General features: G+C 71.1%; 18 protein-coding genes. 7 read left to right on the top strand and 11 right to left on the bottom strand.

Annotated features, from left to right (window positions below; translation table 11 throughout):
• Nucleotides 1-170: integrase core domain-containing protein (locus FVA95_RS20320; protein ID WP_149662779.1), on the top strand; the 170-nt coding region annotated here is incomplete at its 5' end.
• Nucleotides 171-252: 82 nt separating this feature from the next.
• Here the strand turns inward: FVA95_RS20320 and FVA95_RS20315 are convergent.
• Nucleotides 253-735, bottom strand: coding sequence for a hypothetical protein (locus FVA95_RS20315; RefSeq protein ID WP_149665597.1), 483 nt, complete (start codon nucleotides 733-735; stop codon nucleotides 253-255).
• Nucleotides 736-818: 83 nt separating this feature from the next.
• Nucleotides 819-1571 (bottom strand): SGNH/GDSL hydrolase family protein, encoded by a 753-nt coding sequence (locus FVA95_RS20310; RefSeq protein WP_149665596.1) that lies wholly within the window; start codon nucleotides 1569-1571, stop codon nucleotides 819-821.
• Nucleotides 1572-1682: 111 nt separating this feature from the next.
• Here FVA95_RS20310 and FVA95_RS20305 point away from each other — a divergent pair, with 111 nt between their 5' ends.
• From FVA95_RS20305 to FVA95_RS20295, 3 genes are all read left to right on the top strand, one after another.
• Nucleotides 1683-2360, top strand: a complete 678-nt coding sequence (locus FVA95_RS20305) for a response regulator transcription factor (protein WP_149665595.1) — start codon at nucleotides 1683-1685, stop codon at nucleotides 2358-2360.
• 68 nt (nucleotides 2361-2428) lie between these two features.
• The gene (locus FVA95_RS20300) at nucleotides 2429-3772 is read left to right on the top strand and encodes a HAMP domain-containing sensor histidine kinase (protein WP_240051621.1); all 1344 of its coding nucleotides are present in this window, start codon (nucleotides 2429-2431) and stop codon (nucleotides 3770-3772) included.
• A gap of 104 nt (nucleotides 3773-3876) precedes the next feature.
• Nucleotides 3877-4248, top strand: a complete 372-nt coding sequence (locus FVA95_RS20295; RefSeq protein ID WP_240051620.1) for a hypothetical protein — start codon at nucleotides 3877-3879, stop codon at nucleotides 4246-4248.
• 9 nt (nucleotides 4249-4257) lie between these two features.
• On the opposite strand, the gene FVA95_RS20290 is transcribed toward FVA95_RS20295, so the two are convergent.
• From FVA95_RS20290 to FVA95_RS20280, 3 genes are all read right to left on the bottom strand, one after another.
• Nucleotides 4258-5469, bottom strand: coding sequence for an acyltransferase (locus FVA95_RS20290; protein WP_149665592.1), 1212 nt, complete (start codon nucleotides 5467-5469; stop codon nucleotides 4258-4260).
• Between the two features lie 121 nt (nucleotides 5470-5590).
• Nucleotides 5591-6208 carry a hypothetical protein gene (locus tag FVA95_RS20285; protein WP_149665591.1) on the bottom strand — a complete coding sequence of 206 codons (618 nt, stop codon included), beginning with the start codon at nucleotides 6206-6208 and terminating at the stop codon, nucleotides 5591-5593.
• A gap of 109 nt (nucleotides 6209-6317) precedes the next feature.
• Complete coding sequence (locus FVA95_RS20280) at nucleotides 6318-7763, bottom strand: MFS transporter (protein ID WP_161992371.1); 1446 nt, start codon at nucleotides 7761-7763, stop codon at nucleotides 6318-6320.
• Between the two features lie 90 nt (nucleotides 7764-7853).
• Here FVA95_RS20280 and FVA95_RS20275 point away from each other — a divergent pair, with 90 nt between their 5' ends.
• From FVA95_RS20275 to FVA95_RS20265, 3 genes are all read left to right on the top strand, one after another.
• Nucleotides 7854-8324 (top strand): MarR family winged helix-turn-helix transcriptional regulator, encoded by a 471-nt coding sequence (locus tag FVA95_RS20275; RefSeq protein ID WP_149665589.1) that lies wholly within the window; start codon nucleotides 7854-7856, stop codon nucleotides 8322-8324.
• A 351-nt stretch (nucleotides 8325-8675) separates the two neighbouring features.
• Complete coding sequence (locus FVA95_RS20270) at nucleotides 8676-9320, top strand: hypothetical protein (RefSeq protein WP_149665588.1); 645 nt, start codon at nucleotides 8676-8678, stop codon at nucleotides 9318-9320.
• A complete protein-coding gene (locus FVA95_RS20265; RefSeq protein ID WP_149665587.1) occupies nucleotides 9295-9570 on the top strand; it encodes a helix-turn-helix transcriptional regulator in 276 nt (91 codons plus the stop codon). The genes FVA95_RS20270 and FVA95_RS20265 overlap by 26 nt, the downstream gene beginning before the upstream one ends.
• Before the next feature lie 461 nt (nucleotides 9571-10031).
• Here FVA95_RS20265 and FVA95_RS20260 read toward each other — a convergent pair whose 3' ends face one another.
• From FVA95_RS20260 to FVA95_RS20230, 6 genes are all read right to left on the bottom strand, one after another.
• The gene (locus tag FVA95_RS20260; protein ID WP_149665586.1) at nucleotides 10032-10568 is read right to left on the bottom strand and encodes a DinB family protein; all 537 of its coding nucleotides are present in this window, start codon (nucleotides 10566-10568) and stop codon (nucleotides 10032-10034) included.
• Between the two features lie 44 nt (nucleotides 10569-10612).
• Complete coding sequence (locus FVA95_RS20255) at nucleotides 10613-11209, bottom strand: TetR/AcrR family transcriptional regulator (protein WP_149665585.1); 597 nt, start codon at nucleotides 11207-11209, stop codon at nucleotides 10613-10615.
• 104 nt (nucleotides 11210-11313) lie between these two features.
• Nucleotides 11314-13239 (bottom strand): enoyl-CoA hydratase-related protein, encoded by a 1926-nt coding sequence (locus FVA95_RS33090; protein ID WP_240051618.1) that lies wholly within the window; start codon nucleotides 13237-13239, stop codon nucleotides 11314-11316.
• A gap of 106 nt (nucleotides 13240-13345) precedes the next feature.
• The gene (locus FVA95_RS20240) at nucleotides 13346-14878 is read right to left on the bottom strand and encodes an AMP-binding protein (protein ID WP_149665583.1); all 1533 of its coding nucleotides are present in this window, start codon (nucleotides 14876-14878) and stop codon (nucleotides 13346-13348) included.
• On the bottom strand, nucleotides 14875-15900 hold the full coding sequence (locus FVA95_RS20235) for an LLM class flavin-dependent oxidoreductase (protein WP_149665582.1): 1026 nt from the start codon (nucleotides 15898-15900) through the stop codon (nucleotides 14875-14877). The genes FVA95_RS20240 and FVA95_RS20235 overlap by 4 nt, the downstream gene beginning before the upstream one ends.
• A 15-nt stretch (nucleotides 15901-15915) precedes the next feature.
• On the bottom strand, nucleotides 15916-16884 hold the full coding sequence (locus tag FVA95_RS20230) for an NADPH:quinone oxidoreductase family protein (protein ID WP_149665581.1): 969 nt from the start codon (nucleotides 16882-16884) through the stop codon (nucleotides 15916-15918).
• Nucleotides 16885-17052: the final 168 nt, after the last annotated feature.

Genomic DNA, 17052 nt, shown 5'->3' with positions numbered 1-17052 from the left:
GGACCCTGGCCGACGGCTGGGCCTACGCCCGACTCTATGAGTCGACCCGCCAACGCAACGACGCCCTACCCGGCTGGCTGCACTTCTACAATCACCACCGCGCTCACTCCGCCATCGGCGGCCAGCCACCAGTCACCAGGCTGACCAACCTCCCTGGACATCACACCTAGGAGCATGACGACGACCCCCGGGAACAGGATGCTCCCGGGGGCCGTCGCTACTTCTGCGAAGTGGAGGCCGCTGCGTCGTGGCTCAGTCGACGCTGCCGGCGTCGACCGCCCTCTCGGAGCCAGAACCGGAGCTCGGCCAGACCCGGCGGCCGCCGTCGCAGGGCTGGGAGCAGCTGTTGCGCAGCCCCGGCGCAGCAACAGGCGTGAGTCGAGGAGCTTGTAGGAGGCGGCGTACGGCGGTCCCCACGACGGCCGCCGGTACGGCGCAGACAAGCACCACCACCGTCCACTTCTCCCACGCGCCGCTCTGCAGGTACTGCCCGAAACCATGGTGATGCGAGGGGTAACCGACCGCCCAGTGCGCCTTGAGCACGTAATAGTTGCTGACCGAAGCGATGCCGCACGCGAGCACCGACATCAGATTCGTGCCGAACCTGTGGGACGCCATCGCCGAGAGCCCGAGGATCGCGGCCCACGACCACCAGGTGTCGGTCACCGCGACGACGGAGGTGAGTTCGGCGTGCCGGGCACTGATCGACAGCGCACCCCAGCCACACCCGAGCACGGCGGACAGCGTAGGTAGCACGACGATGCTCGTGCCCCGAGCACATGCGGACGTGCCAGGCGTGCTGTTCCTGATCACGATACTCAGCAGCCTTGGAAGCGGGCGTCGCCCGACCAGCCGGTGTTGGCCCACGTGCTCGGGTCGGGCGGGCTGAAACCGGGGATCACTCCGGCGAGGTTGGACAACAGCCATGCCGTGAAACGAGCGGCGCCCTGGGGGCAGGTGTGGATGCCGTCGGCGCTGCGGTCAGGCCTTCCGTTCCTGGTCTGCTGGTAGGTCTCGCCCCACACAGGGGTGGCGTCGAGGAAGACGGCCTTGTCCCCGGAACCGTCCGCGACGGTCTTGGCGACTGCGGCAGTGCGCTCCAGGTCAGCCATGTGCGGACGGTAGAAGTCGTCCGCCCTGATCGGGGGCATGGAGACGAACACCAGTGTGGCCCCGGCTCCGGACACCGTGTCGACGAGCCGGGTGTAGGCGGCCTGCTGCTCAGCGAGTGTGCCCCAGTCGTAGGTGGCGATCTGGTACACAACCACCGTCGGCTTGGCGGCGGCGATCCGGTCGGGCAGCTGCTCCCAGTTCTTGTCGGAGAACGGTCCGACCACGTTTCCGCCACCGTCGGCGGCGAGGGACTCGAAGGAGACACCCGCTGCGTCGAGCGCCGCCCTCAACGGTAGCGACTCACCTTCCGCGACGGAGTCCCCGAGCAGTACCACCGTGGGCCGGTCGGCGGGCCCGGGGGCGCCGGATGGCGGGTCGACCGCGGCGGGCTGGGCCGCACAGGCAGCGACCGGCAGCAGCAGCGCGACCAGGCCGAGCACTATGTTCCGTTTGATCATGGTTCCGACGGTGCCGCCGCTGTGTCGCTGCGACTCCTCCGCGCTGTCCCGATTCCGTCGCAGACGCAGTGGGGGCGATCATCCGGGCTACCGGCAGCCCATACTGACCTGGTGGTCCCCATTCTGCTCGTCGAGGACGACCCTCTGGTTGGACGCGGTCTGCAGCTCGCACTGACCCGACACGGACACGACGTTCGCGTCGCGGAGTCCGGCGAGGACGCTCTGTCCGAGTTCCACGCGTCCGCGCCCGATCTGGTCGTGCTCGACCTGATGTTGCCGGGAATCGACGGGTTCGAGGTGTGCCGTCGCGTCCGGGCCGCCGGCCAGGTCCCCGTCATCATGCTCACCGCCCGCGGCGACGACTTCGACGTCGTCACCGGACTGGCAGCCGGCGCCGACGACTACGTCATCAAGCCGGCCCAACCGACGGTGCTCGACGCACGTATCCGCGCGGTGTTGCGGCGCAGCACCAGCAGCGCGGACGACGACGCGCGGGTGCACGGCGACCTGCGGATCGACACCGCAGCACTGACCGTGACGGCACGCGGGGCCCCCGTCCAGCTCACTCCCACCGAACTGCGGCTGCTGTTGACCGTGTCACGCACCCCCGGCCGGGTCATGTCCCGCACCCAGCTGCTGGAGCAGGTCTGGGAACACGACTATCTCGGCGACTCCCGGCTCGTCGACAACTGCGTGCAGCGCCTCCGTGCGAAGATCGAGGTGGATCCCACCAGCCCGGTCTACATCCAGACGGTGCGCGGGTTCGGATATCGGTTCGGGCCGCTGTGACCGGGTGGCGGCGGTGGCCGAGCGGGCTGCGGTCGCGTCTGCTCCTCGCCTTCGTCCTGGTCACGGTCGTGGGCGCCGCGGCGGCGGGTGCGGCCAGCGCCGGGTCGGCGAGCGCGTCCCTCATGGATTCCACCCGGCGACAGATCACCGAGACCGTCGCCGGTCAGATCAGCGCGTTCGCCCCGCAGCTGACCTACCCTCCCGACCAGGCCGCGCTCGACCGGCTGCGCGCGTCCGTCGGCCCGAACGTCCTGGTGACCTACGGGCCGCTCCGGTCCGAAGAGGGCGAGGGCTCCCACCTCGTCACGGCGGCACTGCGTACCGAGGTCGGCCTGCGCCATGAGGTCGTCACGCAACGGCTGACCGCGGACGGTGCTCCGTGGCTGGTGATCGGCACACCGATCGTGATCACGGGGCTGGACGGCGTCCGCACCCCGTCGGGGATCGAGGTCTACTCGGGACACGATCTCTCGAGCGTCCAGCAGCAGACCGACGCGCTGATCCGATCGGCCGTGCTCGCCGCTGCCATGACGATCCCGCTGGCGATCGTGTTGGCTCTGGTGGCCGCGGGCGGCGTGCTGCGACCGGTCCGCCAGCTCCGTGACACCGCGCGTCGGCTGGCTGATGGCGATCTCGGGGCGCGCACCGCGCCGAAGGGCGTAGACGAACTGGCCCAGCTCACCGTCACCATCAACGAGATGGCCGAGTCCGTACAGAGGTCGTTGACCGTGATGGCCCAGATGCAGATCGACGCCAGGAGGTTCGTCGCCGATGTCTCCCACGAACTGCGTACTCCGCTCAGCACACTGACCGCGGTGATCGAGGTACTCGCGACCATGGCGGATGAGATGGAGCCCGACGCCCGCGAGTCCGCGCAGCTGGCCATCACCGAGACCCACCGGCTGGTGCGTCTCGTCGAGGACTTGATGGAGGTATCCCGGTTCGACGCCGGCACGGCCCGGCTGCGGCCGGAGGAGATCGACGTCGGCGACGCCGTGCGCAGCTGCCTGCGCGCCCGGTCGTGGTCCGACGACGTCGAGGTGGCGGTGCCGGACGGGATCCGGTTGCGGGCCGATCGCCGGCGGCTCGACATCGTCGTCGCCAACCTCGTGGGCAACGCTCTACGCCACGGCGAGCGCCCCGTTCGCGTGTGTGTCTCCGCTTCCTCCGCCTCGGTACGCATCGACGTAATCGACCACGGCCCTGGGTTGTCGCAGGACGTACTGCCGCACGTCTTCGACCGCTTCTACAAGGCCGACGTCGCGCGCTCCCGCACGCCGGGTAGCGGGCTCGGCCTGGCGATCGCGCGCGAGAACGCCCGAGCGCACGGTGGCGACATCGTCGCCGGCAACGCCTCGGGCGGTGGGGCACACTTCGTGGTGGAACTGCCCCGGACGCCGGAGGACCGGTGAAACTCATCTGGCCGCTCACTGTTGCGCTGCTCCTCGCGGGCTGTGGTGTGAGCACGGACGGACCCGCACCCGCAGGTGACGCTCCGACCGGAGTCGCCCCCGGGGTGACGCTCTACTTCGTCGACCCGCAACAACGGCTACGGCCCGACCAGCGGGACACCGGCCGCCTCGGATCGATCGCCGATGCGCTCGGGCTGCTGCTGAACGGTCCTGGCATCGGTCAACCGGATCTGCACACCGAGATCGCGCAGACCTCGACCACCCGGGTCGCAGTGACCGCCGACCCCCAGCTGATCCAGCTCGTGCTCCCGCTGGCACGAGCAGAGGTCACCCCACTGGGGATCGACCAGATCGTGTGCACCGCGCTCGGCGTCCACATCCAGAGCGGGGGTGCGCGTACAGCCAGGGTGCGCCTCGGCTTCACCGACCGGCCCACGACATCGGACGGGCCGCGGGCCTGCCCTGTGCTCACATGACCCGGAGGGTCACAGGTTGACGACGTCGACGGTGACCGGCGCCGGAGCAGGGAGCACCAGCCAGAGCGAGCCGAGCCCCACCATCGCCGCGGCGAAGACGAGCCCGCCGCGGCGTCCTTCGGCCCACCTCGCGCGGAAACGGATCGGATCCTCGATCAGATACTTCGACACCACCGCCAGCCCGATCGACACCGTGACGACCAGAGCAGTCCACGGCCACCCCTCAAGCCCGGTCCCTGACGGGGAGAGCACCACACAGACCGGCCAATGCCACAGGTACAGGCTGTAGGAGATCTCGCCCAACCATCGCAACGGCGGGAAGGACAGGACACCGGCGACGGCCGAGTGCCTGGCTCGCGTACACAACCCGATCAGCACGGCCGCCGCCAGCGAGTGCGCGAACAGTCCACCGGTGAACAACCACGGCGAGTCCACCCCGTCAGCCAGCCACCACAGCAGCCCGAGCACCACGACCAGCATCACCGGCACGACCCTCGTCACCACGCGAGGCAGTCGCGCGAGTTGCTCCCCCACCGGCCGCGTCGCGACCGCGGCACCCACCAACAGGGAGAACGCCCGGGTATCCGTGCCGGTGTACACCCGACTCGGATCAGCCGGATCGAACAGCGCCACCATCAGCAGCACGGAGACGGCCGACCCGCAGAGCGCGGCCACCGCGACTCCGATCTCCGCCCGTCTCGCCCACCGCACGACCAGCAGCACCACCACCGGCCACACCAGGTAGAACTGCTCCTCCACCGCGATGCTCCACAGGTGCTCGAACACCCGCGCCTGCCCGAACCGGTCCCAGTAGCCCGCCGACTCGGCGAGCAGATGCCAGTTGACCAGGTTGAGCTGCACCCACGGACCGTCCGACAACGTGGTCCGGACCAGGTCCGGTGCTGCCACCGCCCAGATCACCAGCGTGACCACGACGAGCATCATCAGCAGGGCAGGTTGCAGGCGCCGGATCCGCCGACCCCAGAAGGCCGTCAACGAGATCGTCCCGCGCCGCTCGACCTCTCGTAGGAGCAGATCGGTGATGAGGTAGCCGGACAACACGAAGAACAGGTCCACACCGAGGAAGCCCCCGGGCAGATGTCCGGTGTGGAACAGCAGCACCCCCGAGACCGCGACGCCGCGCAAGCCATCGAGCGCAGGAATGTATGGACCGCGCGCAGCAACGGGACCGCCGACACCGTCGCACGGAGTACCTGTCATGCGGGCGAGCCTGCCGCCGCGGCGTCGGGACGAGTCCCGCGTCGTGTCCCGGTTCTGTCGCAAGGCGGACCTGACCGACGCCGCTCGCTCGTCGCTACAGCCTCATGGCGCTGGACGCCCGTCAGACGATGAGGGCGAACAGCCCACCGCCGACGACCGCGCCCAGCGCCGAGCCGACGACGACCTGGGCGGCGGTGTGGTCGTTGATCCGTACCCGTGACCAGGCCACAGCAGCAACCACCAGCAGCGACAGCCACCAGACAGGGCCGTAGGTGACGACCAGCACGACGGCGGCGCTGCCACACACCGCCGCGTGCATGGACACCTTCCACCTGGTGGTGATGGCGCCGGCGACGAAGAGGATCACCACCATGATCACGTCGAGCGCGATCACGGGCCACGGTGCGGACAGCACGACCAGGAGCCCGAGGCCGAGCAGACTGAGCACGATGAGCACGAGGAACGGGATCAGGCGGCCTTCGCGGTTGCGCACGTGGTGGCCGTCCCAGCGACCGGACCGCGCTCCCCAGACGATCACGACCATGGGGAGGATGCTGCTGGTCAGCGCGACGAGCAGTCCCCAGCTCAAGGTCGGCAGGACCTGCCGTGTGGCGGCCCAGGCGACGGCGAGCGGGAGCAGGGTGACCACGACCGACGGAGCGAACACCTCGGTCAGTACACGGGCCAGCCGATGAGTGGGGGTCGGCCGTGAGGCCGCTCGTTCGGTGTCGGCGTCCATGACGGTTCGGAGGTTACCGGGGTCTGCTCCTGGGCCGTCGGGCCGCCACATTCTGATCGTTTCTCCCCTGGTACCCGACAACGGCTCGTCTGCCGAGACACGTGATCTGCTACGAGTTCGTGGTGTCGCCGCTTTCCGAATCCGACCCACGACCAGCGAGGACGAGAACGACTACCGCAGCGACCGCCACTACGGCCGCGCCGACGAGGCTCGCGGTGTTGTAGCCGTGGACGGTCGCGATGTCTGCACTACTGCCCGGTGCCGCGGTGAGTGTCTCGGCCGCACTGGTCGCGGCGATGGTGCCGAGCAGAGCCAGTCCGATGGAGGACCCGACCTGTTGCGCAGTGCCCGCGACCGCGCCGGCGACGCCGGAGACAGGTCCTGCGCGATGGGTGGCGGCGCTGTTGGCGGCAGGCTGGACGCAGCCGGTGCCGAGCCCGAGGAGCACGAACACGGGGAGGACGTGGGACCAGTACGGCGTGTCGGGGCGGAGGAACGACAGCACGAGCAGCGCTGCGGCGAGCAAGGCGAGGCCGAGGGAGAGGAAGACGGCGGGCGGTACGGCTGCCAGCGCGGGCCGGACCAGGCGCACGGTCACGAGAATCGCGGCGGTGTACGGAAGGAACGACAGCCCGGTGAGGAGCGGACCGAATCCGGCGACCTGCTGCAGGTAGACGCTGAGGAACAGGAACGCGGGCAGGATCGCGACGCCCCAGGCCAGCATCGCCGCGAACGCCGCACTTCGGAGCCGTTCGGTGAACAACGACAGCGGTATGAGCGGGCTCCTCGTGCGCGCCTGCCAGAACACGAACCCCGCGAGCACGATGACACCTGCGGCGAGCAGCCCGATCGTCGAGGGCGAGCGCCAGCCAGCGGTCTCGGCGGTGGTGAGCCCGAGAGTGAGCGCTGTGAGCCCGGCGATGCTGAGCACACCACCGGCCACGTCGATGCGTCCTTCGCCTCGGGCGTCGGCGGTCAGCGAGAGAAGCAGACCGACACTGGCGACGACGGCGACGGGAACGTTGATGAGCAGCGCCCACCGCCAGCCCCACGAATCGGTGAGGATGCCGCCGAGGAGCACGCCGATCCCGGAACCTGCGCCCATGATCGTCCCGAAGACGCCGAACGCCCTGACCCGGTCCTGTCCGTCGGGGAAGGTCAGCGACAGCAGAGCCAGCGCCGACGGGGTGACGAGGGCACCGAACAGTCCCTGCACCGCGCGGGCGGCGATCAACATCTCACCCGAGAGGGCAAGGCCTCCCACGATGGAGGCGAGGGTGAACCCTGCCAGTCCGATCAGCAGGGCGCGGCGCCTGCCGATCACGTCCGAGACGCGCCCACCGAGGAGCAGCATCGAACCGAAGGCGAGCACGTAGACGGTGAGGACCCACTGACGCTGCACATCGGACAGTCCGAGGTCGGCTTGGGCCGAGGGCACAGCGATGTTCATGACCGTGCCGTCGACGACCATCATCAGTTGCGTGGCCGACATCCATCCCAGCGCCCACCAGCGTGCGGTCGGTGCGCTACTCCTCGACATCGCCTGGTCCGGCATCCGCGTCGACCTTTCGTTGGCAGAACCAATGTTGGTTGAGCCAACGATACACATCGTTGGTGGCGCCAACAATCGTGATAGGTTGACGGCATGGCGGAGGTCTTCGAGGGTGGGAGCAGGTCGCAGCCGGACAGATTGCGCCAGACCCCGAGTTGGCTCATCACCCAGACCGCGACCCTGACCCACCGGCTCGTCGGCGCAGCCCTCACGGACATCGGCGCGACGCGCTACCAGTACGCGGTCCTCGCCGCCGGCGAGGAGTTCGGACCGATCAGCCAGGCAGAGATCGGGAGGCGGTGCCACATCGACCGCAGCGACGTCGTCGCCACCCTCAACGAGCTCGCCGGCCACGGCCACGTCGACCGCACGCAGGACCCGGCCGACAGACGGCAGAACCTCATCACCCTCACCCGCACGGGGCGAGCACGGCTACGGCAGATCGCCCAGGCCGTCGACGCGGCGCAGACCTCGCTGCTCGGAGACCTGCCCGAGGAGCACCGCACCCAACTCGTGGGGACTCTCCAGCGCATCCTCGACCACCACGCGCGCCCATCCGAGTAGGCGCGGGCGGGTGCCGGCCGGAGATGCACAGGCCCGCCCGGGTCGGTGCCGACGCCCCGCAGGGCACAGCGGCCGAGGCAGGAGGGACGCCACATGGCTCGACCCACCGCGCCGTCCCGGTCGACCAGTCAGTCCACCGACCACCTCCCGTCGGCAGTCGCTCCGCCACTGCACCATCAGCCTGCCGCTCATCAGCGACATCGGGCTCCCACCCCCACTCTGCCGATGCCGCCCGTGTCGGTGACAGCGAGGCACGTCCGACCGAGCAGCCGAACCGGGATGTCTGTTGAACTCCGCACCCTGCTGAGATTATCGTTCTTCGATAACATCGATTAACGATAAGGCGGTGTCATGATGAAGCTGACCCGAGCGAGCGCAAGCCTCACAGTGCTCCGGGGCCTTCTGGGCGCATGCCTGCTGTGGCTGGTCGTGATCGACCCACTCATGCTGGTGCTCGTGGTCATCGGCGCGACGGTCGGCCACGGCGCCGGCGGAGCTGGACTTCGGGTCCCGGTGGCGTTCGACGCTCCCGCGCCGAGCGAGTGGGCACAGCGCCCCATCGGAGCCATGGTCATGGACGCGCAAGCCACGCTGGGCAGCGCTGAGGTCCCCCTCGCCACCACTCCCCTGTCGGTTGCCCTCCCCGCAGGCATTCTGCTCACCCTTGCCACGCTCGCCGTCGTCCCTGCGGCCCTACGCGCCTTCCAGATCACCGGGCACATCACTCACGGTGGAGTGGACCGACGCGTCGTCGCCCTCGCGCGCCAGCTCCCCCTCATGGTGGCCGCCGGAACGCTGCTGTGGTCAGTGCTCGCCACAGCAGCGTCGGTCGTCACTGTGAGCGGTCTCGGAGATGACTCAATCCGTCCCGTACTCAGCATCGCGCCCTTTGCCTGGGGCCTCGCGACGGCCTTGCTGACGGCCGTACTGAGCGAGTCCCTGCGGGTCGGCCTCGAGCACAAGGAAGAGAATGACCTCACCGTCTGTGCAGGATGAGCCGACCGTGACGGTCACCCTCGACAAAGTCCTTCGCGACCGAGGGATGACCTTGACCGAACTCTCTCAGCGTGTCGGTATCACGATGGCCAATCTGTCGAACCTCAAGACGGGGAGAGCCCGTGCGATCCGGTTCAGCACGCTGCAGGCCCTCTGCCGGGAGCTGAACTGCCAGCCAGGCGATCTGCTGCTCTACGCCCGGACCACGACCCCCGTCGATTCGGACACGTCCGGAACCGGCGACGCCTGACAGGCCCACACCTCACCCGGCGCCCGTCGGTCCGGCCACCCGCTCGCGACGCACCATCACCGCCAGCGCCACGCTCACGGCTGGCCGCGGCGACCGACGACGCCGTCAGCACCTCGCTGCTAGCGGTCGTGCCCAACACCCCGACCGCCCGGCGGCTGCTGCAGGAGTTAGTGACGCTGGACGCCCCGGGCCGGCCGCACCCGGCGGAAGGGGGCCCCGGCGTCGGCTGAGCGCCGGTCGGGAGGGTGGCCGACCACCGCCAGTGGCGCCGTGTCACATCGTCGGCCGACACCCCGTGACTGGCGACATGCGTGCGGCCGCGATGTGCCGGAGCCATGAGCGATTCGATCGTCGTCAACTCCATCTCGGAACACCCTCGTCGTCGGGCGGACCGCGGGCGCAGCAGCTGTACGCAGTCTTCCCGCAACGGGGCCATCCGGGGATGCACTTCTTTGGAGGAACTATCGACCGACAGAGCCGTCGATCTGTTCGCGCAGGATGTCAGCGTGGCCTGCATGGCGGGCGGTCTCGGTGATCATGTGCTGCAGGACCCAGCGGGCTGCTGCGCTGAGCTCACCACCTGGTGGCCGCGCCAGCGCACGGTCGAGGTCGTCCCAGCGGTCGAGGACCATGTCGGCTTCGGTGATGGCATCCCGGTAGTCGGCGACCATGGCGCTGATCGGACGCCCCGGAGGGGGCGTCGACACCTCCGCCCAGTCGTCGACGGCCACGCCGCAGAACCAGAACCGCTCAGCCGCCGCGAGATGCGTGACGATCCAGGCGATACTCGTTCCGGAGGGAACCCCGGCACGCCCGCCAGCACCGTCGGAGACATCCAGCGCCTTCCGGATCACTCCGTCCCGCATGTAACCCAGGAACTCCCTCAGCGTCGCCAACTCACCAGCGCCACCGAGAACCTTCGTCACCGCCTGATCGCCGGTTTCGACGGCCCGGCTCCGGGCGTCGTCATCGGATTGGTCAGCCGCGGAGTCGCTCATCCGACGAGTCTGCCCCCACCGCCTAGCCTCGAGTACGGGGCCGTCTAGTGTTCCGCCCCGTCCCCACCCAGCGCGCGCAGCACCGTGCGGATGAGAAGGTCGATCTTCGCCGGGGTCGGGTCCTCGTCCGGTCCGGACCGTGGCGGAAGTGCGGGTGAGTCCGCGGACAACGCGTTCACCTCGTCCAGCAGCGCCAGGTAGACCCGCCGGCTCCAGACGGGGTCGGCCGCGGCGACGGCGCCGGACTCGCGCAGCCGGACGAACAGCCGGTCGAGTCCGTCCAGCACCTCCGGGGTCAGGGCGGCGGTCAGCCGGATGGCGAAACGGTGGCTGAGCTTGAGCTCGAAGACGATCTCGGTCACCCTGCGCAACGCGAACAGCGGCGGCGCCGAGTCGACCCGCGCCTCGGCGAGCCCGCGCCGGTAGCGTTCGCTCAGCTGCTCGGCCAGGGCGTCCAGCAACGCGGCCCGTGACGTGAAACGCCGGTGGACGGTGGCCCGGGAGAGCTGTGCGTGATCGGCGATGCGCTCCAGGGATGCGGTCTCGTCCGCGGCGAGCACGACCTCCGCGGCCTCCAGGATGCGGGCGGTGCTGCGTTCGGCGTCGCTCCGTGTTCGACGGACCGCCTTGGTACCGGTCATCGCACCACACCTCCGCTGCTGGACGTCCATTCCACCTGCAACACGAGGGTGCCACAGACTGCGGAAATGCGACGATCGCTCCCCACTTCGGGGACGGGTTGCCGCTACCCGGCCACTCCGAGTGTGGCGCGGACACACTCCAGCTGGCCGAGGGCCGCCAGCCGCAGGCTGCGCTCGCGGTCCGGCTCCCGGGTGGCGGCCTTGGCCCACGCGAGTGCGGCGCGTGGGGCGCGGGCGAGCGTCTCGGCGTAGGCCGTCGCCTCGGCGACGACGGCTCCGGCCGGAACCGCCCGGAGTACCAGGCCCAGGTCCGCGGCCTCCGCACCGGTGAGCGTCCGCGCGGTGAGGATCAGGTCCAGGGCGCGCTCGAGCCCGATCAGGCGGGGCAGGTCGACCGTCGCCCCGAGATCCGGGACGGCGCCGCGGCCGACCTCGGCCACGGCGAGAGTGGCGTCGTCGGCCACGATCCGGACGTCGCAGGCCAGAGCGAGCTGCAGGCCGGCCCCGACGGCGACCCCGTGCACGGCGGCGACCACGGGGAACGGGGCCCTCGCGATCCATCCGAACGCCTGCTGTGCTCCCGCGATCAGCTCCTGTGCCCGGTCGTCGGAGGCCCGGGCGACCCGGTGCAGGAACCCCTGCGGTTCGAGCTCGGCCAGGTCCAGCCCGGAGCTGAACGACGGCCCGTCACCCAGCAGGACGGCCGCCCGCACGTCCGGATCGGCGGACAGCTCCGCCCCCGCGGCCCGCAGCTCCGCCCACAGCTGCGGACCCTGGGCGTTGTGCCGCCCGGGACGGTCGAGGACGATCCGGGCGACCGGCCCGTTCCGCTCGACCCGGAGCACGCTCACGGCGCTCCCACGATCGTCACCGAGGCGGCCGCGGCGTCCGGACCGATGTAGCCCCCGGCGTTCTCCGCCAACCCGATGCGCGCCCCCTTCCACCTGCCGTGCCCCGCACCGTCCCCGTACCTGGTCGACGAGCTCGACGAGCTGGCCCAGCCCGGTGGCACCGACCGGGTGCCCCTTGCTGCCCAGACCCCCGCTGGGGTTGATCGGCAGCGCTCCCCCGAGGGCGGTCGTCCCGTCGCGCAGCAGCGCCGGAGCCCCGCCCGGCTCGCAGAGTCCGAGCTCCTCGGTGACGATGAGCTCGGCCGGGGAGGCGGCGTCGTGGCACTCGACGACGTCGACATCGGCAGGCCCCAGACCTGCCATCTCGTAGGCACGGCGTGCGGTGTCCGGCACGAGTTCGCCGTAGACGCCGGGCCGGGCCGCCCCGATCACCGTGGCGAGCAGGCGTGCCGGCTGCGCGCCCCAGCGGGCGGCGATCTCCGGTGTGGTGATCACCGCGGCGGCGGCTCCGTCGGACATCGGCGCACACATCGGCAGCGTCAGGTCACCGCTGATCGGGCGGGCGGCCAGCACCTCCTCGACGGTCAGCACGCCCCCGTACTGGGCCTTCGGGTTCAGCGCCCCGTGCGCGTGGTTCTTCACCGCGACGCGAGCGAAGTCCGCCTGCGTCGCGTCCGTGCGGTCGCGGTACCAGCGTGCGAAGCGCGCGTAGATGTCCATGAACACCGACCCGGTGCCCGCGTCGCCGAGGTCGGCGATGATCTCGGGCAGCCGGTCCTGGTCCAGCGCTGCGGTCATCACCGCGAAGGCGCGGCTGCGGTCCTCGTGGTTGAGCTTCTCGGCGCCGACGGCGACCGCGACGTCGACCTGGCCCGCCGCCACGGCCAACCAGGCCTGGTTGACGGCCGTGGACCCCGACGCGCAGGCGTTCTCGACGTTGATGAGCGGGATGCCCTCCAGGCCGCTGCCCCGCACGGCGTGCTGCCCGCGGACCGACTCCTGGCCGTGGATGATCCCGGCGCCGCTGTTGCTGTAGTAGACGATCCCGGCCGCGTCCGGGGTGGTGCCCGCGTCGGTCAGGGCCGCGCCGACGGCCTCGCTGACGAGCGAGGCGAAGGTGCGGTCCAGGAACCACCCGAAGCGGGTCATGCCCACCCCGGCGACGACGACGTCCCTCATGTCCCGGCCACCGGTGACGGCGCGGGCTGTGGCTCCTCGGTCATGGTTCTGGTTCCTCTCCTCGGTACCGGGTGTCAGTCGACTCGACCCGGCGGTCACGGCCCGCCTACGTGCGGTCCCGCAGGGCCTTCTTGTCGATCTTGCCGACCGCGGTGGTCGGGAGCTCGGGGACGAAGACGACCGACTTGGGGGCGTGCACGGGGCCCTTCCGCGCACGGACGAGGGCGATCAGCTCCTGCGCGGTCACGCTCGGCTGCCCGCGCAGCACCACGTAGGCGCGCACCGCCTCGCCCCAGCGGTCGTCCGGGACCCCGACCACCGCGGACCCGGCGACGCCGGGGTGTCCGTCCAGGACGTCCTCGATCTCACGGGGATAGACGTTGAACCCGCCGGTGATGACCATGTCCTTCGCGCGGTCGACGATGTGCAGGAACCCGCGCTCGTCGAACCGCCCGACGTCCCCGGTGTGCAGCCAGCCGCCCCGCAGGGCCTGCGCCGTCTCCTCGGGAAGGCCGAGGTACCCGGTCATCACGCCGCGGGACCGCACGACGATCTCGCCGCGCTCGCCGGGAGCCACCTCCCGGCCGTCGGCGTCGTGCAGCGCCAGCAGGACCCCGGCCGCGGGGCGCCCGCAGGAGGTGAGCTGCCCGGCCACGTGCTCGTCGGGACGCAGCGAGGCGATGAACCCACCCGCCTCGGTTTGGGCGTAGCCCTGCAGCAGCACCGGGCCGAGGACGTCCTGGGCCTGTTCGAGCAGCGCCGGCGAGGCGGGCGCCGCGCCGTAGGCGAAGGTGCGCAGGGCGTCGAGGTCGTACCGGCCGGCCCGGGCGGTCTCCACGAGCGCACCGAGCATGGTGGGCACCCCGAAGGCGTAGCTGATGTGCTCGTCCTGCACCGTCCGGAGGAAGGCGTCGGGGTCGAACGACTCGTGCAGCACCACGCAGCCGCCGCGCAGCAGGGTCGGCAGCAGCGGGAGCACGGCGGCGTGGGTGATCGGCGCCGCAGCGAGGTAGCGCGGCCGCTCGGGCACGCCGTAGGAGGCCAGCCACGACAGCGCCTGCTGGGCGAGAGCCCGCTGCGGGAGCATGACGCCCTTGGGCCGCCCCGTGGTCCCGCCCGTGTACTGCAGCCACGCGGTGTCCTCGGGCCCGATCGCCGGGTCCCGGACCAGGCGCCCGCCGCGCTCGGCGGCGCAGGCCGCTCCGATGTCGCGGCCGAGCTCGCAGGGTCCGATCGTCAGCACCGTGCGCACGTTCGGCGCGCGTTCGCTCACCGCTGCCCCGACCTCGGCGACGCGCGGATGGACGAGGAGCAGCGCCACCCCGGCGTCCTCGCAGAGACGGACGTGGTCGTCGACCGACCCCAACGGGTGCAACCCGCTGAAGGTGGCCCCCACCAGGTATGCGGCGGCCTGGAGCAGCCAGGCCTCGGGCGCGTGCGGGCTGAGCGCGGCGACCGCCGATCCCCGGCCGATCCCGTGCCGGACGAGTACCTGCACGAGACGAGCCGTGAGGTCCCTCGCCTGCGCGTAGGTCATCCGGCGGTCCCCGTGGACGAAGGCCTCCCGGTCGCCATGGCGTTCGAGAGCCTCCACGATCAGGTCGGCGTAGAGCGCCCCCTGCGCGGCGGCCGGGGTCATCGCGTGCCCGCCAGTGCTTCGAGCAGGGCGGTCCGGTCACCGAAGGGCGTCACGATCATGGTGTCGACGCCTGCGGTCTCGTAGGCGTCGAGCTTCTTCTCCAGTGTGGCCGGGGTGGCCGCCAGGGACACCAGGTCGATCAGCTCGGTGGTCAGGGCGGCCTCGGCGCCGGTCCGGTCGCCGGCCAGGAAGCGCTCCTGGCAGGCCAGCGCGCTGGCAGCGTGGCCGTAGCGCACGGCCAGCTCGGTGTAGAAGTTCTTGTCCTTGGCCCCCATGCCACCCAGGTAGAAGGCGATCATCGGCCGGACCAGGTCCCGCGCGACGTCCGGGTCCCGGTGGAGCGCGGCCGGGACGGTCGGGGCGATCGTCATCTCCGACCGGTCGCGCCCGGCCCTGGCCAGCCCCCGCAGCAGGGGCTCGGTGAGCATGTCGGCGTGGTCCGGGCTGAACAGGAACGGCAGCCACCCGTCGGCGATCTCGCCGCACTGCGCCACGGTGCGGGGCCCGCTCACGCCCAGGTAGATCGGGATCCGGTCCTGGACCGGACCGCCGCCGAGCATCCTGAGCTCCTTGCCAAGGCCGAGCCCGTCCGGGGTCGGGATCGTCCACTCGCGGCCCTGGTAGGACAGCCGCTCACCGCTGCAGGCGAGCCGGATGATCTCGACGTACTCGCGGGTCCGCCGCAGAGGGGCGGTGAAGGGGACCCCGTACCAGCCCTCGGACACCTGGGGCCCGGACAGTCCGAGGCCCAGCAGGGCACGCCCGCCCGAGATCCGGTCGAGGGTCGCGGCGGCGGTGGCCGCGGCTGCGGGCTGCCGGGCCGGAATCTGCAGGATCCCGGTGCCCAGACGGATCTGCTCGGTCACCGCCGAGAGCGCCCCCAGGAGGGCGACCGCCTCCTGGCCGTACCCCTCGGCGACCCACACCGAGTCGAACCCGAGCTCGTCCGCGGTGCGCGCCAGCGCGACCTGCTCGTCGTAGGTGAACCAGGGCCAGTAGGCGACGGACACGCCGAAGCGCATGGGATGCCTCCGATGTCAGAGTTGGACGACGACCTTGCCGAGCGCCCGCCGTTCGTCGACGACGGCCAGCGCCTCGGCCACCCGGTCCAGCGGGAACGTCGCGCCCACCACCGGGGCCACCGACCCCTGCCGGATCCGGGGCACGATGTCGGACCACTGCCCGGTGACGACACCGGGCTCGGTGAACGCGGGGCCGCCCCACCCGACCCCGCGGACGTCGGTGTTGGTCAGCAGGAGCCGGTTGACCTTCACCATCGGGATCTCGCCCGCGGTGAACCCGACCACGAGCAGGCGGCCGCCCCGGGGGCGCAGGCACCGCAGGGAGTCGGTGAAGCGGTCGCCACCGACCGGATCGACCAGCACTTCGACCCCGCGGCCGTCCGTGAGCTCGGCGACCCGGGACCGGAAGTCGGCCGCATCGACCACCTCGTCCGCGCCGAGCCTGCGGGCGAGCTCGGCCTTCTCCGGCGTGGAGGTGACGGCGATGACCCGGGCCCCGTGGGCAGCGGCCAGCTGCACCGTCGCGCTGCCCACCCCGCCGCTCGCGCCGTGCACCAGCACGGTCTCGCCGGGTCGCAGGCCGCCGCGCTCGTGCAGGGTGAAGTGCGCGGTGAGGTAGTTGACGGGCAGGCAGGCACCCTCGGCGAAGCCCAGCTCGTCCGGCAGCGGCAGGACCAGGTGCACCGGGACGGCCACCACCTCGGCGAACGCCCCGAACTGCATCAGCGCGACCACCCGGTCCCCCGGCTCCAGGGCGGACGAGGCCGGGGCGCTGCGGACGATCCCGGCGACCTCGCCGCCAAGGGTGAACGGCGGCTCGAACCGGTTCTGGTAGAGCCCGCGGGTGTGCAGCACGTCCGGGAACGCCACACCTGCCGCCCGCACCTCGATCACCACGTCCCGTGGTCCGGCGACCGGTTCGGCGACCTCGCGGCAGCGCACGGCCGCCGGCCCGTCGAACCCCAGAACCTGTACTGCTCGCACCGTCGGCCTCCTTGCCTCGTCCCGAGCATGCGTCATAACTAATCAGTAAGTCAACATTCGTCGGGCGTCCTTCCCGTGTCGGGCCCGGCGGCGACGGGCGACCACCGAGGGGCCGCTGCGAACCGGCCGGAGCCCCGCAGCACACCACCCCGAGCGTCAGCGCGGCGT

This window comes from Pseudonocardia sp. EV170527-09 (genome assembly GCF_008369905.1).
Lineage (GTDB): Bacteria > Actinomycetota > Actinomycetes > Mycobacteriales > Pseudonocardiaceae > Pseudonocardia.
This window is presented reverse-complemented; position numbering and strand designations above follow the sequence as displayed.